We start from the raw sequence: 20,936 nt of genomic DNA on the forward strand, positions 1-20,936 counted from the left end.
CGTCATGAGGGCTATATTATCGTCGGATTTTTAAGTTGATAAAGGGTGTATTAAACATTGTGGCTTAATATTTGCTATAATAGAACTATGAAAAAAAATCAGGAAAACTTTAACGAGACAGAAAACATTAATGACACAATTTACGGCGTTCACGCTGTCGTAGATTCGTTGACAGAAAATTTAGGCAATAAACTTTATATTCAAGACGATTTACGCGGTAAAAATGTTGATAAAATCAAGGCGCTGGCAAGTGAGAAAAAAGTCGGTATTTCTTTTGTTAGCAAAGAAAAGTTAAAAGAGATGTCAGATGGCGGTGTTCACCAAGGGTTTGTTCTCAAAACAAGTGCTTATGCCTATAAAGAATTGTCAGACTTATTGGCGTTAACAGAAGATGCTGAAAATCCTTTGTTAATCGTGATTGATGGTTTAACTGACCCTCATAATTTGGGTAGTATTCTTAGAACAGCAGACGCGACTGGAGTTTCGGGCGTTATTATCCCCAAGCATCGCTCGGTCGGCGTGACGCCGGTTGTTGTCAAAACATCTACTGGTGCCATTAACCATATTCCAATCGCTCGGGTGACGAATTTATCGCAAACCTTGGATAAGCTGAAGGCTGCTGGTTTTTGGGTCTTTGGTACGGATATGAATGGGACGCCGCATGCGAAATGGCAAACGCAAGGGAAGGTTGCTTTGATTATCGGTGCTGAGGGTGCTGGCATTACGTCAAACATTAAAAAGCAAGTTGATGAGATGATTACGATTCCTATGAAGGGGCATGTTCAGAGTTTAAATGCTGGTGTTGCTGCGGGGATTTTGATGTATGAGTGGGCCAGAAATTTCGGGCAATCAAACTAGTTAAAGGCAGACAGCTATGAAAAAACAACTTTTAATTGTTGACGGCTATAACATGATAGGCGCTTGGCAAGAGACACATCGGCTTTTTCAAAATAATGAGTTGGAACAAGCGCGTGATTTGCTACTAAAAAAGTTGTCAGATTATGCTGGCTTTGAGGGACTAGAAATTATCTGTGTATTTGATGCCCAATTTGTGCCAGGCGTGACGAGTAAATTTCAGGTGCATAATGTGCTTGTGATTTTTACAAAAGAAGATGAAACAGCAGATAGTTACATTGAAAAGTTGGCTGGTAAATGTCATAATGCTTTGACAACGGTTTATGTTGCGACGAGTGATTTGGCTGAGCAATGGGTAATTTTTTCACAAGGTGCAATGCGAATCCCGGCGCGTGAACTTGAAGAACGTGTGAATCTCAGAAAACAAGATTTGACGCGACATGCCACGACAATGACAACGCAAAAACCACGTACTTCTTGGGCGGATGCTCAGTTAGATGAGCTCAAAAAATTAATGTTTGAAATTGAGTGACACAAGATGCGGAGATAACGCATAGATACTAAACAAATTGGAGTGATCATGACTTATAAAATCATCACAGATTCGACGACAGATTTATCGGATGCTTATATGGCAGCACATGATGTTGTAATGTTAGGTTTGACCGTAACGCTTGATGAAACGACTTATCAAACCGTCGGGCTTGATCGCCTCACGAGTGATGTTTTGCTTGAAAAAATGGCAGCAGGTGCTAAACCTGTTACCTCGCAAATTAATGTCGGACAGTTTTCAGAGACTTTTAAATCAGTTATCCATTCTGGAAATGATGTGCTTTATCTTGGATTTTCATCAGGCTTGTCAGGGACCTATCAAAGTGCTGAAATGGCTAAACAACTTGTTTTAGATGAAATCCCTTCAGCCCGTATTACGACAGTTGATACTTTAGCAGCAGCATCAGGCGAAGGCTATTTGGTCAAAGAAGCAGTTAAACTTAGGGATAATGGTGCGAGTTTAGATGAAGTTGTGGCAGCGATGCAAGATTTGATACCGCGTTTGCGTAGCTGGGTGATGGCTGATGACTTATATCACTTGGCGCGTGGTGGTAGAATTTCTAAAACTGCAGCTACCGTAGGTACTCTAGTTAATATCAAGCCGATTATTGATGTTGACCCAGAAGGTCAACTGCGTCAGGTTGGCAAAATCCGAGGCAAGAAAAAAGCCTTGAAAACCTTAGTGACAAATACCCTGACTGATTTTGACCCGGCTTATCCTCATGTCATGGTTGGGTATTCTGGAGAGCCTGATGTTGCCGAAGAGGTGAAAGCAGAATTACTGCAATCAAATTTGATTACGGAAGTGACTCTAACGCCTTTAGGACCAACGATTGCTACACATACAGGGACTGGTACGATTGCTATATTTTCAATAGGAAGAACACAGCGTCTCTAAAAGAATATGCATAAATAACGAAAATCACAGCAAATATCTTGTTTTGCTGTGATTTTGTGTTAAAATAAAAAAGAGTGTTTATGCCGATAATCGGATATTAGGCAACTTTTTACATAATTAAAATTGAAAATGATGAATGGATAATGGAAGGAGTCACTTTAATGGCCAAAAGTGGACTTTATACGGGATTGGATATTGGAACTAGCACGATCAAAGTGTTGGTAGCCGAATACGTCTCTGGTGAAATGAATATAATCGGCGTCGGAAATGCAAAATCTGACGGTTTAAAAAACGGTACAATTGTTGATATTGAGAAAGTTGCGCAAGCGATTCGCAAAGCTGTAAATGCAGCTGAAGAACGTGCAGGCATCCAAATTACAGGGTTGAATGTCGCAGTTCCAGCTAATCGTCTTGAAGTTGATGCCTGTCAGGGTATGGTGACAATTAATAGCGACTCAAAAGAGGTCGTAGAAAGCGACATCAGCCAAGTCGTTGCTAGCGCCCTCATGCGTGGCATGATGCCTGAAAGAGAAATCATCGCTGTCGAACCAAAAGAGTTCACAGTTGACGGTTTTTCTGGTATCTCAGATCCGCGTGGTATGTTTGGTGTGCGCCTTGAAATGAAAGGACTAGTTTATACTGGTCCTAAAACATTAGTACACAATATTCGTCGTGCAGTTGAACGTGCAGGACTTAAAGTTGATAACATCGTGATAGCGCCACTTGCTTTAGCACATCATGTGTTAAATGAAGGAGAACGTGAATTTGGGACTGTTGTCATCGATTTAGGTGCGGGTCAAACGACTGTTATCGCAGTTCGTGACCAAGAATTACAGTTTGCTCATATCATTCCTGAAGGTGGCGACTATATCACAAAAGATATTTCAACAGTTTTAAATACATCTCTTGAGCAAGCTAATAATTTAAAACTTAACTATGGCGAAGCCTCTACAGAACGCGCTAGCAAGGAAGAAAAATTCCCCGTAGATGTGGTTGGACACACAGAACCAGTTGAAATCACAGAGTTTTATTTATCACAAGTTATTGAAGCACGCCTGACGCAAATTTTTTCACGTGTTCGTCAAGACTTAGAACGCTCACGTGGCCTTGAACTGCCTGGTGGTATTGTTTTACTAGGCGGTGCTGCTGCGATGCCAGGTGTAACAGAGTTGGCAACAAAAATTATCGGTGCCAATGTTCGCCTATATGTCCCAAATGAAATGGGACTTCGCAACCCAACTTTTGCACAAGTGATTTCAATTGTGGATTATGTTGGCAGCCGTTCGGACATTGAAGTTTTGGTGACGTCAGCAGCAGCAGGTAATGCTGTCTTCACAGAACCAATCGTTGAGACATATCATGAGCCTGCTGTTGCAACTTTTGCAGATAATGTTTATCCGCAAGCAACTGAGGACATGGGTTATGTAGTGCCTACACCACAACCACAATCGAGTGCACCAGTCCAAGACACTGAACCAAAAGAGGGTCTTGTTGATAAGGTTCGCAATATGTTTGGTAGTATGTTTGATTAAGTAGATGTTAACAACATAAAATAAGCTTGCTTAATCTTGCTCAACAGAGCCGTTGAGGGTTTGGTTTAAAGAGTTTTAGCAGTCAAGTCTAAAACTTTATGACTCGTTATGGTAAAAAATGAATTTGGAGATATAAAACAATGGAATTTTCATTTGATGAAGCGCTCACGCAAGGCGCAGTTATAAAAGTTATCGGTATCGGTGGTGCAGGTGGCAATGCCATCAACCGAATGGTTGAAGAAAGTGTTTCAGGCGTTGAGTTCATCGCAGCAAATACAGATGTTCAAGCACTTCGTGCTTCAAAAGCAGATACAGTGATTCAGCTTGGACCAAAATTAACACGTGGTTTGGGTGCAGGCTCAAAACCAGAAGTTGGTCAAAAGGCTGCGGAAGAATCAGCTGAAACCATCCAACAAGCACTTGAAGGTGCAGATATGGTCTTCATCACTGCTGGTATGGGGGGCGGCACTGGTACCGGTGCTGCACCAGTGATTGCGCAAATTTCTCGTGATTTAGGCGCTTTGACAGTGGGTGTTGTCACACGCCCATTTGGTTTTGAAGGGTCAAAACGTGGTTACTTTGCCTCAGAAGGTATTGAATTACTTAAAGCCTCTGTAGATACTTTACTAATCATCTCAAATAATAACTTGCTTGAAATCGTTGACAAGAAAACACCTTTGAAAGAAGCTTTGCAAGAAGCCGATAACGTGTTACGCCAAGGTGTGCAAGGTGTCACTGATTTGATTACAAATCCTGGTATGATTAACCTTGACTTTGCGGATGTGAAAACAGTTATGGCAAATAAAGGTGATGCGCTTATGGGCATCGGTACTGCCTCTGGTGAAGACCGTGTCATTGAAGCAACACGTAAAGCTATCTACTCGCCATTACTTGAAACAACAATCGAAGGTGCTGAAAATGTCCTTCTAAATGTGACAGGTGGTATGGATATGAGCTTGACTGAAGCACAAGATGCGTCAGAGTTAGTTATCCAAGCAGCAGGTAATGATGTCAACATTCTTTTGGGAACATCTATTGATGAGTCACTTAAAGATGAAATCCGTGTAACAGTTGTTGCGACTGGCGTTTCTGAAGATGACTTGCAACAAACAGCTACACGTCAAACACAAACAGCAGCGCCAGTTGCTGAACAACCTCGTCGTCGTGTATTAGGCTCATCAAACCTTGATTTGTCAAATAATAATTTTGCGACACGTCAAAAAACAGCAGCACCTGAAAGTTCAGCTCCTGAGTCAGCGTTTGGTAACTGGGATATTCGTAAAGAAAACACAGTTCGTCAAACACCGTCAGAGCCAACAAGTACAACTGGTGTTAGCAGCTTTGGGGGGACAACAACTTCATCAAACGATGAAGACCTTGATATCCCGCCATTTTTGAAACGTTAAGCGATGACAATTTCTGAAAATGTTGCAGCTGTTCTGGATCATGTTATCACCGCTGAAAACAAATCAGGGCACAAGACAACCGTTATTGGTGTGACTAAATACGTTGATGCAGACAAAGCTAGAGAATTGGTTGAAGCTGGTATCACACATATCGCAGAAAATCGGACGGAACTTTTTCTGGACAAACAGGAGAAAGTGTCTGATTTACCAATTACTTGGCATTTAATTGGCACCTTACAGCGTCGCAAGGTCAAAGATGTCATTAACCATGTAGATTATTTCCATGCGCTAGACTCGATTAAGTTAGCCTATGAAATTGACAAACGTGCAGATCATGTCATCAAATGTTTCTTACAGGTAAATGTTTCAGGAGAAACTAGTAAACATGGTTTTTCTCCAGATGAATTAGCAGATGTTTTGCCGGAAATTTCTAACTTATCAAAAGTTAAAATTGTTGGCTTAATGACAATGGCACCGATTGATGCGAGTGAGACAGAGCTGATTGAAATTTTTGACAAGGCAAAAAGTTTACAAGTAGAGATTGCCAGTCAAAATTTAGCTCGTATCCCATGCACAGAATTATCAATGGGGATGAGTCAGGATTATCAGCAGGCGATTTTGCACGGTGCAACTTTTGTTAGAATTGGTAGCAAGTTTTTTAAATAAAGAACGCCTCTAAATGTTAGAGATGACTAAAATAAGTAGGTAGAAATTAATGGCTTTAAAAGATTACATTGAGAAAGCAAAAGATTATTTTAATTTAGGAGAAGAGGAAGAGTCGGCACCAGCCGCTCGTCCACAAGTGGTGCCTAATCAGGCATCAGCACAACCGCAAGCGCAAGCCCGCCCGCAAGTTGTGACAAACGTTTCACCTAAAGCAGAAATAAAATCAGAACGTAAGCAAAGTCGTCAGTCTGACATTGCTGCAAATACAACACGTCAAACATCACAGCAACGCCCAGTTTCTTCTAGCATCGTACCAACGATTGCTATTAAAGAACCGGCTGCTTATGATAACATTATGGAATCAGCACGCGTGATTCGAAATGGTGAGAGTGTCTTGGTCAACTTTAAAAACATGGGTGATCAACAAGCACGTCGCTCAATTGACTTTCTAACAGGTGTTGTTTTCACACTTGATGGCGATATCCAAAATGTTGGGGGTCAAATTTTCTTACTCACACCAAATGGTATGACAGTAGATGCGGAGAAAGAATTAAGCATTCTTGCAGGTCGCAACTTTGAAGGTTTGGATACATACTGATGATTATATATTTATTGTATCGCCTCATCACAGTTTATGAATGGCTTTTGATTATCTATGCTTTACTGAGTTGGGCACCGGATTTAAGAAATAGTCAAGTTGGCAGAATCATCGGACAGTTATCTCGTCCGTTTTTGTCGATTTTTGACCGTTTACCCCTTCAATTTGCCGGGCTCGACTTTACAATTGTCGTTGCCGTTATCGCCCTGAACTGTATCCAACGTTTGTTGTTGATGATTTTCTGATGACACAAGCAATTTATCAACACTTTCGATCCACAGAACGAGCTTTTATTGATAAAGCCTCTGACTGGCTTACGAGCGTAATTGACAGCTATAGCTTAGTTACCACAGATTTTTTAAATCCGAGACAAGTCTTTATTTTAACGACTTTGGTGCAGGGGCAACATGCGTCGAACATTCAGATGTTCACTAGTTCAATTATCGCTGAAACAGAGTATGTGAAGGTGATTTTAGCACCGACTTATTATCAACTGGAGAAAGCTGATTTTGAGATGGCTTGCCTACAGATTGACTTTGCCAGTAAATTTGTCACACTCAAACATTCACAAATCCTTGGCACCTTATTAGGTGAGACGGGACTTGAACGCTCTAAAATTGGCGATATCGTCGTTCATGACACTTTTGCGCAAGTTTTTATGGATGCTAAATTAGCAACATTGATAACGGACAGCATTCATAAAATTGCGCGCAGCGGTGTTAAAATTCGAGAAATTGACGTGACAAAATTCGTGAGCACAACTGAACAAGCTGTTACGAAAACTGTTACCTTATCAAGTTTGCGATTAGATAAAGCCATTGCAAGTGTCTTCAATATGTCTCGCAATTTAGCACAAAATTTGATACAATCAAATAAAGCTAAAGTCAATTATACAGAAGTCTTGCGAAATGATTTTGAGCTAGTTGCTGGTGATTTGGTTAGTATTCGAGGTCTTGGCCGAATAGAAATCGGACAAACACTCGGGTTAACGAAAAAAGATAAAGTCAGAGTTGAAGTCCAATTCATCTCAAACAAAAAGTAAATTGACTTTTGACGATGTGTGACGTATCTCATTAAAATTTGTTTTGATATTGAGTCACAAATTTTAAGGTAACAAAAATGAATGATAATAGGAGGTAGCACCTATGACTTTAAATAGTTTAGATGTTCAAAATAAAACGTTTCCAACCAAGATGCGTGGCTACAATAAAGCTGACGTTGACGACTTTCTCGATTTAATTATTCGAGACTATGACACATTTGCCGAAAAGATAAAAGACCAAGAACGTGAATTGAAAAGTCTACGCGAACGTGTAGAATACTTTGAAGGTATGAAAGAATCGTTGAATAAGTCAATCGTTGTTGCACAAAGTGCCGCAGATAATTTGAAAGAACAAGCAATCAACGAGGCAAATGGCGTGACATCTGAAGCGGGTCAAAAAGCACAATATATTTTGGAATCTGCTAAAAAAGAAGCTGGCGTTATTCTCAATTCAGCCTCAGACGATGCCCGTCGTTTGGTTAAAGAAACCGATGAATTAAAACGGAAAATGCGTATTTACCACCAACGTATGATGCTGATGGTAGAAGCACAACTCGAAGGTATCAAATCTCACGAATGGGAAGAAATTCTTAAACCAACCGCGACTTATATCGGAGATGGTGAAGAGAAATTGAAAGAAATTATTGAGAGCCATGAAGGAAATACGGTGCAAATTAGTCACACCGTTAGTCAAGTTTCAGATATTCTTGATGCAGAAGAAAATGAAACAAGGATAGAAACACCAGAAACAGTCGAAGCGGTTGACTCAGGTGATTCAGAAAAAGAAACAACAGATTCTGAAGTTTAAAAAACAAGCACAGTTCATAAACGAATATGTCCAGCGAGCAAGAGATGGTGGAAGCCTTGCAATCCCTTCGTTTTTGAATATCACCTTGTTTACAACTCATGCTTGCTTAGCTATTTAGCAGGAAAGTCTAGTTTGAGAGAAAATAATAGTTTGGTCTACTTTATCTGACTTTTGAGGCTTGAGTCATCAGGTGAATTAGGGTGGTATCACGGCTTTTCGTCCCTTGCGAAGGGCTTTTTTGTTTTTTTGGCGCGATAACTGCGTTAGCTTTCAGCTCCCAACCCCAAGGTTGCGTCGCTTCATCTGCCTTGTTCTCGAGCCAAAAATTAAAAACTGGTTATAAGTTATAATATGCGGAGATTTCGGTAGATTTCATCTTATAACTACTGAAAAGTACCACAGCTGCTAGTTTACGTAAACTATAAATTAAAAATAAAAGAAAGTGAGGCGTTGCGCTAATTTGTGAAATTATCACGGTTAGCTCATAACTGAATATGAAAATTAAAGAAACCTTGAATCTAGGAAAAACAGCTTTTCCAATGCGTGCTGGTTTGCCTAACAAAGAGCCAAAAATGCAAGAAGCTTGGGATGAAGCTAATCTTTATGCTTATCGCTTGAAGGAAAACGAAGGGAAACCATCGTTTGTCCTTCATGATGGCCCTCCCTATGCTAATGGTGATATCCATGTCGGCCATGCGATGAACAAAATTTCTAAAGACATCATCATTCGTTATAAAAATATGGCTGGATTCCGTGCGCCTTACGTACCAGGTTGGGACACACACGGTCTACCTATCGAGCAAGTGTTGACGAAAAAAGGGATTAAACGTAAGGAACTTGATCGTGCTGAATATCTTCGGATGTGTCGCGATTATGCCTTGACGCAAGTAGACTTGCAACGCAAAGGTTTCAAGTCTTTGGGCGTTTTAGGCGATTGGGAAAATCCTTATGTCACTTTGCAGCCGGAATTTGAAGCAGCGCAAATTCGCGTTTTTGGTCAAATGTCTGACAACGGCTATATTTATAAAGGTGCTAAACCAATCTACTGGTCACCATCATCTGAAAGTTCGCTTGCAGAAGCAGAAATTGAATATCAAGATGTTCGTTCTGCATCGATTTATGTCGCTTTTAAGGCAACAGATACCAAAGGACTTTTGCCTGAAGGTGTGGAATTCGTCATCTGGACAACAACACCATGGACAATTCCATCAAACTTGGGTATCTTTGCACATCCTGATTATGATTACGTTCTTGTTGTAGTTAATGACCGTCAATTTGTCATTGCCTCAGAACTATTGAACACAGTTGCTGAAAAACTAGAGTGGACAGATTATAAAGTCCTACAAACAATCAAAGGTTCAGAGCTCGATGGTATGGTTGCCAAACATCCTTTCTACGACCGTGATACCTTAGTTATGAACGCAGAATATGTGACCCTTGATTCTGGTACGGGACTTGTCCATGTCGCACCAGGTCATGGTGAAGATGACTATTTCTTCAGTCGTAAATACAAACTTGGTGTCTTATCACCAATTGATGACCGTGGCTACTATACAGATGAAGCACCAGGACTTGAAGGGCTCTTCTACGATGAAGGTAATAAAAAAGTCACAGAGTGGCTGGAAGAAAACAAGGCACTATTGAAACTTGAATTCTTCACCCACAGCTACCCACATGACTGGCGTACGAAAAAACCAGTGATTTTCCGGGCCACACCACAATGGTTCGCCTCAATTGACAAATTCCGCGAAAATATCTTGAGCGAAGTTGAAAACGTTGACTGGATTGTGCCATGGGGTAAAACACGTCTTTACAACATGATTCGTGACCGTGGCGACTGGGTGATCAGCCGTCAGCGCGCATGGGGTGTGCCACTACCAATCTTCTATGCTGAAGACGGAACGGCCATCATTACGTCTGAAACGACCGAACACATTGCCCAGCTTTTCGCTGAACATGGTTCTATCATTTGGTGGGAGCGTGATGCGAAAGACCTGTTGCCGGTAGGCTTTACACACCCAGGCTCACCAAACGGTGAATTTACTAAAGAAACGGATATCATGGATGTCTGGTTTGATAGTGGTTCATCTTGGAACGGTGTTTTGAATGCTCGTCCAGAGTTGACCTATCCTGCTGACCTCTACCTAGAAGGTTCTGACCAATATCGGGGTTGGTTTAATTCATCAATTACAACCTCCGTTGCGGTTAACGGCATTGCACCCTATAAAGCCGTCTTGTCACAAGGCTTTGTCCAAGATGCTAAAGGTCGCAAATTCTCTAAATCATTAGGTAATGGGATTGCACCAAAAGATGTCACAAAACAATACGGCGCAGATATTCTTCGCCTTTGGGTGGCTAGTGTTGATAACACATCTGACGTGCGTGTCTCAATGGATTTGATTGGGCAAACATCAGAAGCCTACCGTAAAATCAGAAATACCCTTCGTTTCTTGATTGCCAACACATCAGACTTTGATAAAACAAAAGATGCAGTTGCATTTGAAGATTTAAAAGGTTCAGATAAATACTTACTCGTGAGATTGAACCAAGTTATCCAAGCTGTTCGTGAAGCCTATGACCGTTATAATTTCATGGAAGTTTACCGGACAATTTTTAACTTCTTGACGAATGATTTATCAGCTTTCTATCTCGATTTTGCCAAAGACATTGTCTACATTGAAACAGCAAATTCAACTGAGCGCAGACGTATGCAGACAGTCATGTATGCTATTTTAGTCAAATTGACAAAATTATTGGTGCCCATTATACCGCATACTGCTGAGGAGATTTGGACTTACCTTGAGCAAGAAGAGGAAGCCTACGCTTACTTGACTGAGATGCCATCTGCTGAGCTTATCCCAGATGCAGCGGAAATGCTTGATTTCTGGTCAGCATTCTTGGAATTCCGTACGAGTGTACACAAGGCCCTGGAAATGGCACGTGATGAGAAAGTCATCGGTAAATCTTTGGAGGCTAGCGTGACGGTCTATCCAGATGAAGCGACGCGCGTCTTATTAGCAAGTGTTGCAGAGACAGAAAATGTTGCAACACTACTGATCGTCTCAGAATTTATCGTCTCTCATCAAGCAGCACCTGAAAATGCTGTAAAAGTAGGAGATACAGCACTTACGGTTGCACATGCTAGTGGTGAAGTTTGTCAACGTTGTCGTCGAATTGATGAAACAGTTGGCACAAATGCTCACCCACACTTAGCAGAATTTTGTGATCATTGTGCGAGCATTGTTGCTACAGAATTTCCTGATGCAGTTGCTGAGGGGTTTGAAGTGAAATAATGTTGCAAAAAAAAATCAGACTTACGCCTGATTTTTTTTGAGTTTGATAATGCGATAATAAGAGTGTAGATAAGGGTATCTACAGAATTAACTCATGTAAATTAATGTATCACGATGGACAACAGACTAAAAAATGTGACATCTGATACAATAACAACTCAAAAGAAAGTGTGACGATATGAATAATCAAAAAGAAAGAATCATGGATTTGATGCGTAAAGGCATCATTACCGAAAGTGAAGCAATAGAATTGCTAGAAAAAGCTGGGTTAAATCAAGAAACAGTATCTGGCGATGAGACAGGACAAAAAACTGATAAAGATGGTTATCAAACAGAATCATCAGAAGCGGTTAAACAGTTTGTCAATCAAGCAGGTTCTCTTGTGAAAAGTCTTTTCCAATCCGCTAAAAAATCTGTCGATAATAATGTGGATTTCAGTAACGGTTTTCCAAGCCTTAAATATGTCTCAAAATCAGATTTCAAGGCATTTGAAGGGGACATTAAAGATATCACAGTTTCAGCAACATCTGGTGATGTGACAGTTATCACAAAAGATATCGACAAAACGATTATCGAAACAACTTACAAAGTATACGGTGGTGTGACAGAAGATGCCTTGGAAGATTTCTTACGTGATAATGTCATTATTGAACTTGATCAAGGTGAATTAGTTGTCAACGTTAAGAGCAAACGGATTGTTGTTGAAATGACAATTACACTCGCTGCTAGTCAAATTGAAGATGCTAAGTTTGATGTAGTTAATGGTACGACGATTATTAAAGACCTTGTCGCACAAGACCTCAATATTAAAAAAGCAAATGGTGATTTGAGCATTTTAGGTGGTAATTTTGAGCACGTGACTGTTAAAGCAGTCAATGGTGAACTCAAATTGGTCACGAACTTTGATACAGCTGATATTAACAGCGTCAATGGTGAGATTTTAGTGACAGCAACATCAATGTCTGCTGAAAATCTCAAAGTTAAAAATGTTAACGGAGATGTCAAAATCTCAGTACCTAACAACATTGGTGTTGTTGGTTATGTTAAAACAACATTTGGCAAGTATAAAACACGTATTGCACTTGATAACCCACTTGAAATTACCAAAAATGGGGCTGCTCTAATCAGAACAGCGACCAACAGTTTGACCCTAGATATTGCAACCAATACGGGTAGTATCTGGTTAAAAGATGGTGAGGTAGCGTATCAAGAGACTGCAACAGCACCTGTCACACCAGTTCAAACTGAGGAAACGAAATCGGGACAGGTAACTGAAACACCAGAAACAACAATACCAGAAAAAATTGAACAATCTGAGCCAACGGTTGTTCCAGAAGTTGATAACTCAAAATTTGATACAATTTTAGAAAACAAACCAGATGATGAAAGTGAGGTGAAGCAAAACCATGAGTAAACAATTGACAAAATCAAGAACCAATAAAAAAGTTTCAGGTGTGATTGGTGGCATTGGTGAGTATTTTGGTTGGAGTTCCGATGTCATTACTATCGTTCGGATTGTCTATGCTGTTTTAGCTTTGACAAGCTTTGGCTCTCTCCTACTAATTTATATTGTCGCAGCAATTGTCATGCCGCAACCAACTCGAAATGAATGGAAAAATAAACAGGATTTTTCTGGATTTTCACAATGGCCTGGAGACAAGCCAACACAAAAAAATAAAAAGAAAGATGTGACACCTTTTGATGATGATGACGATTGGTCACAATTCTAAAGGCGAACATATCAGCAGAAATAACGTTTCATCTGACCACAGATGGAACGTTTTTCTATAATTTTTGATATAATAAAAACAAGTCAATCTTATTTTATCTGTTCAGATAAAGAATGATGGGAAATGCCTTTAAAAAGGAATGTGCCACTTGGATATAGCGACAGCGTAGGTCAAGTTTCAAGCATTTACTAGAATAATGCGCAGAAAGACTTTGAGCGGACAGAGTTCGCGAATGCCCCCCTTGGATGTAGCAATAGCGTAGATCAAGTTTCAAGCATTCATCAAAATGAATGCGCAGAAAGGGAAATATTATGGTGATAACAGTCGCTGAATTAATTGAAAAAATTAAATTTGATGTGATTTATACGTCGGAAGACGCATTGAAAAAAGAAATAACGACTTCTGATGTGACTCGTCCAGGCTTAGAAATGACGGGTTATTTAGAATACTATACGCCAGAACGGATTCAACTTTTTGGGATGAAAGAATGGTCTTATATTCAAAATGTCATTGGTGATAATCGCTATGATTTACTAAAAAATGTGGTGACAGATGCAACACCTGCCATTATCGTTGCAAGAGGCTTACCGATTCCAGATGAAATGATTAGCGTGGCTAAAAAACGTGATACTGTTCTTTTACAATCAACAGAACCAACAAGTCGACTGAATGGCGCGATAACAGCCTTTCTAGATGAAAAACTGTCAACTCGGACAACCGTCCATGGTGTGCTCATGGATATTTTTGGGGTGGGTGTGCTCATTCAAGGGTCATCTGGCATCGGGAAATCTGAAACTGGTTTGGAGCTTATCAAGCGCGGTCATCGTTTAGTCGCAGACGACCGTGTTGATGTTTACCAAAAAGATGAATTTACAGTCATGGGTGAACCTGCCGAAATCCTTCGGCATTTGATTGAACTACGTGGTGTTGGTATTATTGATGTGATGAGTCTTTTTGGTGCTGGAGCTGTCATGGATAGCTCGCAAATTGATTTGAGCGTTTACTTGGAAAAATTTGAAAAAGGTAATACTTATGATCGTCTCGGTAACGGAGAGACGACTATTGATTTTTCAGGTGTTCCTGTGCCACAAGTTAAAATTCCAGTTACAACTGGTCGAAACGTGTCAGTCATTATTGAGGCAGCGGTCATGAATTTCCGTGCAAAAAATATGGGCTTTGATGCAACAAAGATGTTTGAAGAACGTCTATCTAATCTGATTGCGAAGAATTCATAATGGGACAATTATTTTTAGCGATTAGTCCAATCGCACTTAAACTTGGACCATTTGAAATTCGTTGGTATGCCTTGTGTATTGTGACAGGTGTTGTAGTGGCTGTTTGGTTGGCAATGAAAGAAGCACCACGTCAAAAAATTAAGCCAGATGATATTTTAGATTTTATTTTGATTGCTTTTCCAGTCTCAATAATTGGCGCACGCCTCTACTATGTCTTGTTTGATTTTGACACTTATCGTCAGAATCCGGCTGAGATTTTTGTCATCTGGCATGGTGGACTCGCTATTTATGGTGGCTTGATTGCAGGGGCTGCCACACTATTCATTTTTTCATACTACAAAATGATTGCACCTCTTGATTTTCTGGATATTGCCGTGCCGGGTGTCTTAGTTGCACAAGCCATGGGACGTTGGGGCAATTTCTTTAATCAAGAAGCATTCGGTAAAGCAGTCAACTCATTAGACTACCTACCTAGCTTTATAAAAAAACAAATGTATATTGACAACAGCTACCGAACTCCAACATTCCTCTATGAATCCTCATGGAATCTCATCGGGTTCATTCTCGTCATGAGTCTACGCCATCGACTTAAAGGATTAAAATCAGGAGATATCGTAGCCTTCTACCTTGTATGGTATGGCATCGGACGATTCGTGATTGAAGGGATGCGAACCGATAGCCTCATGCTAGGCCCAATCCGCATCTCACAAGCCCTATCGCTAGTCCTTGTCGTAGGTGGCATCATCCTAGTTTTAGTCAATCATAAAATAAGCAAATATTTCCTTAATAAGCAGTAATTTGTTATAATTCAAGTAGAAGTATCGTCGTTTTGGATAATGGTCGTGGCTTAGCGAGATTAAGCTGTTATTAGTATCAAGAAAACGAAAGTAACATATATAGAAAGAGGTAGGTATGGGAGAGATAGCATTGATTATTATCGCTGTTGCTGCAGCAGTCTTAGTGATATTTTTGGTCGTTTTAATTGTCAAGTTCATGAAAACGGTTGATGAAATGAATCGAACGATTGCAGTTGTGACACAAGATACAGACATTCTACTTAAACAAGCAGATACGTTAATGGCTAAGACGAACACCCTGCTTGACGATATGAATAGAAAAATCGCCACAATTGACCCACTTTTTACAGCTGTTGCAGATTTATCTGAAAGCGTCTCTAAAATGAATCGCTCTGGTAACGACTTTGCAACCAGATTTAAAGGAAAGGCAGCCAATGCAGGTAAAGCAACAGCTATCGTTACCTTGGGACGTAGTGCCGGTAAATTCTTTAATCGAAAAAAAAGCAGAGCATAATGCTAGTTTAACTTGGAGTATACATCTTAAAGACTTTGAGTGGATGAAATTTGTAAATGATGCCGTTTAGGCGACATGACAACGAAGGTCAAGTTTTAAGACTTGACTTTGTGAAATTTCAAAAAGGAGAAAAATAATGGCTAAGAAAACAGGTTTTTTGGTAGGCGCAATCTTAGGAGCTTTGGCTGGTGCAGCAGCAGCATTGGCGACAGCACCAAAAGAAGGTAAAAAATTACGTCAAGACGTTAAAGATTTTTATCGAGATTATAAAGAAGATCCTAAAGCTAAATTTGATGAAGTCAAAGATACAGCAGCTAATTTTTATGATGAAAAATCTGGTCAATTGGTTGATTTTTCAACTGAGAAATATAATGACATCAGAGAAAAATTTGATAATGGCGACATTTCAGCTGAAAAAGCAAAAGATTTTTTAGTCGCAAAAAAAGATGATATTAAAGCTAAAATCGACTCAGGTGAATTGTCAAAAGAAAAAGTACTAGATTTCCTAGCGCTGACAAAGGAAAAAATTGCTGATAAAGTTAGTGAACTTTCAGCTACAGTTGCTGAACAGACAGAAGAAGTAGAAGACGAGTTTGAATTGGAATTAGAGCAAGAAGACTTGGTCAAAAAAGCAGATGAAATTTCTGCCAAAGCAGACAAGTTAGTTTCTAAGACAGCGACTCAGGTTGGTGAAGCTGCAGATAAAGTTTCTGACAAATTGGCTGACTAAAATAAGCTAACAAAAAAGAGCTGTCAAAAGATTTTGACAGCTCTTTTTTTAATTGGTTAGTTTAATGTAGCCGAGACGTATCACCCTAACTAGCTCAAAAGCTAGCCAAGTTAATATAAATTAATGTGACACACGTTTACGTGCAGCTTTACGACGATTTTCGTTAATGAATGCTTCTTTTCTGAGTTCAGGGTCAATGATTGTTTTCTTGACAGCGAAAACGCCTGCAGCAGTTGCAACGAGAGTTCCGATAACGCCAGTAATGATACCTTTACTAAATTTCTTCATTTGAAAATCCTCCTCAGTTATATGCTATAATTTAATCATAACAAAAAAAATGAAAAAAGTGAAAAATTTGACAAAAAATAAAATTTTAATCATTGCAGGACCGACAGCAGTAGGTAAAACTGCCTTGTCAATTGATATTGCCAAAAAGTATAACGGCGAGATTATTAATGGCGATAGTCAACAAGTTTATCAAGAAGTTCATATTGGAACTGCAAAGGCGACAAAAAGTGAACAAGCTGCTGTACGTCACCATTTAATTGATATGCGTGAACTTACAGAATCATTCAGTGCATATGATTTTGTAAGAAAAGCCAATGTAGCAATTGCCGATATAGTATCACGTGACAAATTACCGATTATTGTGGGTGGTACAGGTTTATACTTGCAAAGCCTGATAGAAGGTTATCATTTAGGTGGTGCGGGGCATCATGAGGAGATGCGAGCCTTGCGTGAAGGACTAGAGTTATTAACAGATGAACAACTATTTGAAAGACTTGATGCACATCAGATTGAGATCCCAGAATTGAATCGTCGTCGTGCAATTAGAGCTTTAGAAATTGCCCAATTTGGTGAGGAGCTAAAAAATCAAAAATCAGATTATGATTATCTAATTATCGGGTTAAACACGGAACGCCAAGTTTTGTATGAGCGGATTAATCACCGTGTTGAACTGATGATGGCAGCAGGACTACTCGATGAGGCTAAAATGCTCTATGAGCACTTTAGAGAGGCACAAGTGGCGCGTGCTATCGGTTATAAGGAATTTTTCCCTTATTTTGATGGACAAATCACGTTACAGACTGCGGTTGAGGCTGTTAAGCAAAATTCGAGACGATACAGCAAGCGGCAAATTACTTGGTTCAAAAATCGGATGGCTGTTGATTTTCAGGATATTTTGGCACCAGATTTTAAAGAACAGGTTGAGCGAAAAATAGAAAGGTTTTTAGATGATAAAAACTGAGAAAATGCAAGAAAAAGTTGTCCTAGTTGGTGTTGAAACATTTGATAATCATCAAACCTTCGAAGCATCTATGACAGAATTAGCTAGTTTAGCAGCGACAGCTGGTGCGGTAGTAACGACAATTTTCACGCAAAAGAAAGAACGACTAGACGGGAAATACTTAGTCGGAATTGGCAAATTGCAAGAAATCAAAGATAACTTAGAAGCTGATGAAGCCGACATGGTCATTTTTAATGAAAAATTGACACCGCGACAAAATGTAAATCTAGAAGGCTTTCTAGGTGTTAAAGTTATCGATAGGATGCAGTTGATTTTAGATATTTTTGCCCTTAGAGCGAGGTCGCACGTCGGCATGCTACAGGTTGAATTGGCACAGTTGAAATATTTGCTGCCACGTTTGTCGGGAAGTAAGGGATTAGAACTCAGTCGTCAAGCGGGTGGTATTGGCTCGCGCGGTGCAGGTGAAAGTCAATTAGAAACAGACCGCAGACATATTCGTCACCGCCTTGAAATCATTGAAGCACAGCTTAAAAAGGCTGAGAAAGTCCAAGAAAATAGCCGTCAAAAACGCAATCAATCAAATGTCTTTAAATTGGGATTAATTGGCTATACCAATGCAGGAAAATCCTCAGTCTTTAATGCCTTAACGCAAAAAATTCAGTATGAACAAGATGAATTATTTGCGACTTTGGATGCAACGACCAAGGACTTTTCACTACAAGATGAATTTACAGTCACATTGACCGATACGGTTGGGTTTATTCAGGATTTACCGACGGAGCTAGTGCAGGCCTTTAAATCGACACTTGAGGAGTCGAAAAATGTGGATTTATTGCTACATGTGATTGATGCGTCAGATGCCAATCATAAGATTCATGAGGATGTTGTTGAGAGCATCATGAAAGATTTGGAAATGTCAGATATTCCGGTTTTGACTGTTTATAATAAATTGGATTTGGCGGATGATTTTGCGCCAACTATTTTGCCGAATGTTCAGATTTCAATTAAATCAGAAGCGGGAGTTCAGCAACTGCGACAGGCTATTATTGCTAAAATTAAGGAACTGTTTGTACCTTTTGAACTGACGTTACCTTATGAGGCAGCGTATCAATTACCAATACTTAGAAAAATTGCTTTAATTGATACGGTTGTTGCAGAAGATGAGACTGAGACTTACTATGTGTCAGGTAGTATTTCTGAGCGAGAAAAATGGAGGTTAACAGAAGATGGATTATGTTGAGTTAGCGATTAAATCAGGCGGTTTTATGGCTATGGATCGCGTCTTGTTAACCAATCGGTTGGCAACTTTAGAAACGGAGCAGGAGAAGTTAGCTTATATTTGTCCGCCGGCAAGCGTGATTAATGCTTATTTTGCTGAGCTGTATCAAAAACAAGGACCAGGAGTTGCGACAGACTACTTTTTAGAGTTGTCAACGACCTTTAAGAGTTTTTCAGCGACACCTAGTTTTGACTTAGAAGGTGCGAGTCATGCCCCGACTTTTCGCTTTATTCGTTTGAATTTATTGGGTAAATCTTTTGGTTTTGCCTATGAAAATGCTGATGGGCAAGCGATTGTCTTTAGTGAAAATCCTGATGAAGCAATGACAGATGAGCTGTTATTTGAAATTGCTCAGCTTTTCCCACAGTATATCATTTGTTTAGAGCAAGACCAATTAACGATGGCGACACATGACTTTGGTGAGTTTGATGAGGTGATTGCTCTGGATGAACTGACAACTAAGTCTGAAAATGAATCATATATTAAAATAACTGCCTTGAATATTGCAGATGGCTTGGCACAGTACGATAAACTGGTAAATCATAGCATTAGTCAGCGAAAAATGGTACAATTCAGTCATAGAACATTTTCACTTTATATCCAGAAAGTAGGCTTAAAATGACAGCAGTATTCCTTATTTTTCTACTCATCATTATCATTGTGGTTTTGGCGAGTCTTTCGAGCTTGTTTTATGTCGTGAAACAACAAAGCGTTGTTATTATTGAGCGCTTTGGTAAGTTTACGACGATTGCAAACTCAGGTTTCCACTTTAAATTACCTTTTGGCATTGACCGAATTGCAGCACGCGTACAACTCCGTTTGCTCCAAAACGATATGAATGTTGAAACGAAAACACAAGATAATGTTTTCGTCCAAATGACGGTGGCGACGCAGTATCGGGTAAATGAGCAGAACGTGACAGACGCTTATTACAAGCTGATGAATCCAGGTGAGCAAATTAAGTCTTACATTGAAGATGCTTTGCGGTCAAGTGTGCCTAAATTGACCTTGGACGAGCTTTTTGAGAAAAAAGATGAAATTGCCCTCGAAGTGCAACGTCAAGTGGCTGAAGAAATGTCAACTTATGGCTATATCATCGTGAAAACTTTGATTACTAAAGTTGAACCAGACGCTGAAGTGAAACAATCGATGAATGAAATCAATGCGGCACAACGGAAACGTGTGGCAGCGCAAGAACTTGCCAATGCGGACAAAATTAAAATCGTGACAGCAGCTCAAGCCGATGCTGAAAAAGACCGCCTTCACGGGGTCGGGATTGCTGAGCAACGTAAAGCGATTGTTGACGGTTTAGCACTTTCAATCAAGGAAATGAAAGATACGGGTGTGGATATTTCAGAAGATCAAATCATGTCGATTCTTTTGACCAACCAATATTTGGATACCTTGAACCAATTTGCTAATAATGGTAATTCGTCAGTTTTCTTACCAAGTCAACCTGATGGTATCGAAGATATTCGTACACAAATTTTGACAGCACTACAAGCTAAAGGTTAATTCTGAAAGCGTAGAAGTATAGTCGCAGTTTGTCATCAATTGTTAAATTAGAAAAACTTCTCCCAAACGGAGAAGTTTTTTTGCCTTTTAGCGAAAAATTTGTTAAACTATAGTAGTTGTCAAACAGAAATTCCGTCCTTAGTGTAATGGATATCACGTAAGATTCCGGTTCTTGAGATGGGGGTTCGATTCCCTCAGGACGGATTTTTTTCTTTTATAAAGGCATCTCTAGAAATG

Annotated in this window: 21 protein-coding genes, 1 tRNA gene and 1 pseudogene; 22 read left to right on the forward strand and 1 reads right to left on the reverse strand. The window is 39.8% G+C overall.

Going from position 1 to position 20,936, the window contains the following annotated elements:
• The first annotated feature begins 87 nt into the window (after positions 1–87).
• From rlmB to RR45_RS01150, 17 genes and pseudogenes are all read left to right on the forward strand, one after another.
• Positions 88–858, forward strand: a complete 771-nt coding sequence (rlmB, locus tag RR45_RS01070; RefSeq protein WP_072353551.1) for a 23S rRNA (guanosine(2251)-2'-O)-methyltransferase RlmB — start codon at positions 88–90, stop codon at positions 856–858.
• A 16-nt stretch (positions 859–874) separates the two neighbouring features.
• Positions 875–1,387, forward strand: a complete 513-nt coding sequence (locus tag RR45_RS01075; RefSeq protein WP_031366147.1) for an NYN domain-containing protein — start codon at positions 875–877, stop codon at positions 1,385–1,387.
• Positions 1,388–1,435: 48 nt separating this feature from the next.
• Positions 1,436–2,305: a DegV family protein gene (locus RR45_RS01080; protein ID WP_031366146.1), complete on the forward strand. Its 870-nt coding sequence runs from the start codon at positions 1,436–1,438 to the stop codon at positions 2,303–2,305.
• A 161-nt stretch (positions 2,306–2,466) separates the two neighbouring features.
• Positions 2,467–3,837, forward strand: a complete 1,371-nt coding sequence (gene ftsA, locus RR45_RS01085) for a cell division protein FtsA (protein ID WP_031366145.1) — start codon at positions 2,467–2,469, stop codon at positions 3,835–3,837.
• Positions 3,838–3,977: 140 nt separating this feature from the next.
• Positions 3,978–4,929, forward strand: a pseudogene (gene ftsZ / locus RR45_RS01090) (cell division protein FtsZ); the annotation flags it as partial.
• 317 nt (positions 4,930–5,246) lie between these two features.
• Positions 5,247–5,909, forward strand: a complete 663-nt coding sequence (locus tag RR45_RS01095; RefSeq protein ID WP_031366143.1) for a YggS family pyridoxal phosphate-dependent enzyme — start codon at positions 5,247–5,249, stop codon at positions 5,907–5,909.
• A gap of 49 nt (positions 5,910–5,958) precedes the next feature.
• The gene (locus tag RR45_RS01100; RefSeq protein ID WP_031366142.1) at positions 5,959–6,507 is read left to right on the forward strand and encodes a cell division protein SepF; all 549 of its coding nucleotides are present in this window, start codon (positions 5,959–5,961) and stop codon (positions 6,505–6,507) included.
• Complete coding sequence (locus RR45_RS01105) at positions 6,507–6,752, forward strand: YggT family protein (RefSeq protein WP_031366141.1); 246 nt, start codon at positions 6,507–6,509, stop codon at positions 6,750–6,752. The genes RR45_RS01100 and RR45_RS01105 overlap by 1 nt, the downstream gene beginning before the upstream one ends.
• Positions 6,752–7,549 (forward strand): YlmH family RNA-binding protein, encoded by a 798-nt coding sequence (locus tag RR45_RS01110; RefSeq protein ID WP_031366140.1) that lies wholly within the window; start codon positions 6,752–6,754, stop codon positions 7,547–7,549. Before RR45_RS01105 ends, RR45_RS01110 begins: the two co-directional genes overlap by 1 nt.
• A 103-nt stretch (positions 7,550–7,652) precedes the next feature.
• Complete coding sequence (locus tag RR45_RS01115; protein ID WP_031366139.1) at positions 7,653–8,357, forward strand: DivIVA domain-containing protein; 705 nt, start codon at positions 7,653–7,655, stop codon at positions 8,355–8,357.
• 494 nt (positions 8,358–8,851) lie between these two features.
• The gene (gene ileS, locus RR45_RS01120) at positions 8,852–11,650 is read left to right on the forward strand and encodes an isoleucine--tRNA ligase (protein WP_031366138.1); all 2,799 of its coding nucleotides are present in this window, start codon (positions 8,852–8,854) and stop codon (positions 11,648–11,650) included.
• Between the two features lie 178 nt (positions 11,651–11,828).
• The gene (locus RR45_RS01125) at positions 11,829–13,064 is read left to right on the forward strand and encodes a DUF4097 family beta strand repeat-containing protein (protein WP_072353552.1); all 1,236 of its coding nucleotides are present in this window, start codon (positions 11,829–11,831) and stop codon (positions 13,062–13,064) included.
• Complete coding sequence (locus RR45_RS01130; RefSeq protein ID WP_031366136.1) at positions 13,057–13,380, forward strand: PspC domain-containing protein; 324 nt, start codon at positions 13,057–13,059, stop codon at positions 13,378–13,380. Before RR45_RS01125 ends, RR45_RS01130 begins: the two co-directional genes overlap by 8 nt.
• A 311-nt stretch (positions 13,381–13,691) precedes the next feature.
• Positions 13,692–14,615 (forward strand): HPr(Ser) kinase/phosphatase, encoded by a 924-nt coding sequence (hprK, locus tag RR45_RS01135; protein ID WP_031366135.1) that lies wholly within the window; start codon positions 13,692–13,694, stop codon positions 14,613–14,615.
• Positions 14,615–15,412 (forward strand): prolipoprotein diacylglyceryl transferase, encoded by a 798-nt coding sequence (gene lgt, locus RR45_RS01140; protein ID WP_031366134.1) that lies wholly within the window; start codon positions 14,615–14,617, stop codon positions 15,410–15,412. Before hprK ends, lgt begins: the two co-directional genes overlap by 1 nt.
• Before the next feature lie 115 nt (positions 15,413–15,527).
• Positions 15,528–15,926 (forward strand): DUF948 domain-containing protein, encoded by a 399-nt coding sequence (locus RR45_RS01145; protein WP_031366133.1) that lies wholly within the window; start codon positions 15,528–15,530, stop codon positions 15,924–15,926.
• Positions 15,927–16,062: 136 nt separating this feature from the next.
• Entirely contained in the window at positions 16,063–16,656 is a 594-nt protein-coding gene (locus RR45_RS01150) for a YtxH domain-containing protein (protein WP_031366132.1), read from the forward strand.
• Between the two features lie 120 nt (positions 16,657–16,776).
• Here the strand turns inward: RR45_RS01150 and RR45_RS01155 are convergent, their stop codons facing one another.
• The gene (locus RR45_RS01155) at positions 16,777–16,944 is read right to left on the reverse strand and encodes a DUF3042 family protein (protein ID WP_072353553.1); all 168 of its coding nucleotides are present in this window, start codon (positions 16,942–16,944) and stop codon (positions 16,777–16,779) included.
• A 67-nt stretch (positions 16,945–17,011) separates the two neighbouring features.
• On the opposite strand from RR45_RS01155, the gene miaA reads away from it, so the two are divergent.
• From miaA to RR45_RS01180, 5 genes are all read left to right on the forward strand, one after another.
• Positions 17,012–17,905 (forward strand): tRNA (adenosine(37)-N6)-dimethylallyltransferase MiaA, encoded by an 894-nt coding sequence (gene miaA / locus RR45_RS01160; protein WP_031366131.1) that lies wholly within the window; start codon positions 17,012–17,014, stop codon positions 17,903–17,905.
• Positions 17,892–19,145, forward strand: coding sequence for a GTPase HflX (hflX, locus tag RR45_RS01165; RefSeq protein WP_031366130.1), 1,254 nt, complete (start codon positions 17,892–17,894; stop codon positions 19,143–19,145). Before miaA ends, hflX begins: the two co-directional genes overlap by 14 nt.
• Entirely contained in the window at positions 19,132–19,806 is a 675-nt protein-coding gene (locus RR45_RS01170) for an HIT family protein (RefSeq protein WP_072353555.1), read from the forward strand. Before hflX ends, RR45_RS01170 begins: the two co-directional genes overlap by 14 nt.
• Entirely contained in the window at positions 19,803–20,699 is an 897-nt protein-coding gene (locus RR45_RS01175; protein WP_031366128.1) for an SPFH domain-containing protein, read from the forward strand. The genes RR45_RS01170 and RR45_RS01175 overlap by 4 nt, the downstream gene beginning before the upstream one ends.
• A 132-nt stretch (positions 20,700–20,831) precedes the next feature.
• A tRNA-Arg gene (locus tag RR45_RS01180) sits at positions 20,832–20,903 on the forward strand.
• Positions 20,904–20,936: the final 33 nt, after the last annotated feature.

This window comes from Pseudolactococcus chungangensis CAU 28 = DSM 22330 (genome assembly GCF_002441885.1).
Classification (GTDB): domain Bacteria; phylum Bacillota; class Bacilli; order Lactobacillales; family Streptococcaceae; genus Pseudolactococcus; species Pseudolactococcus chungangensis.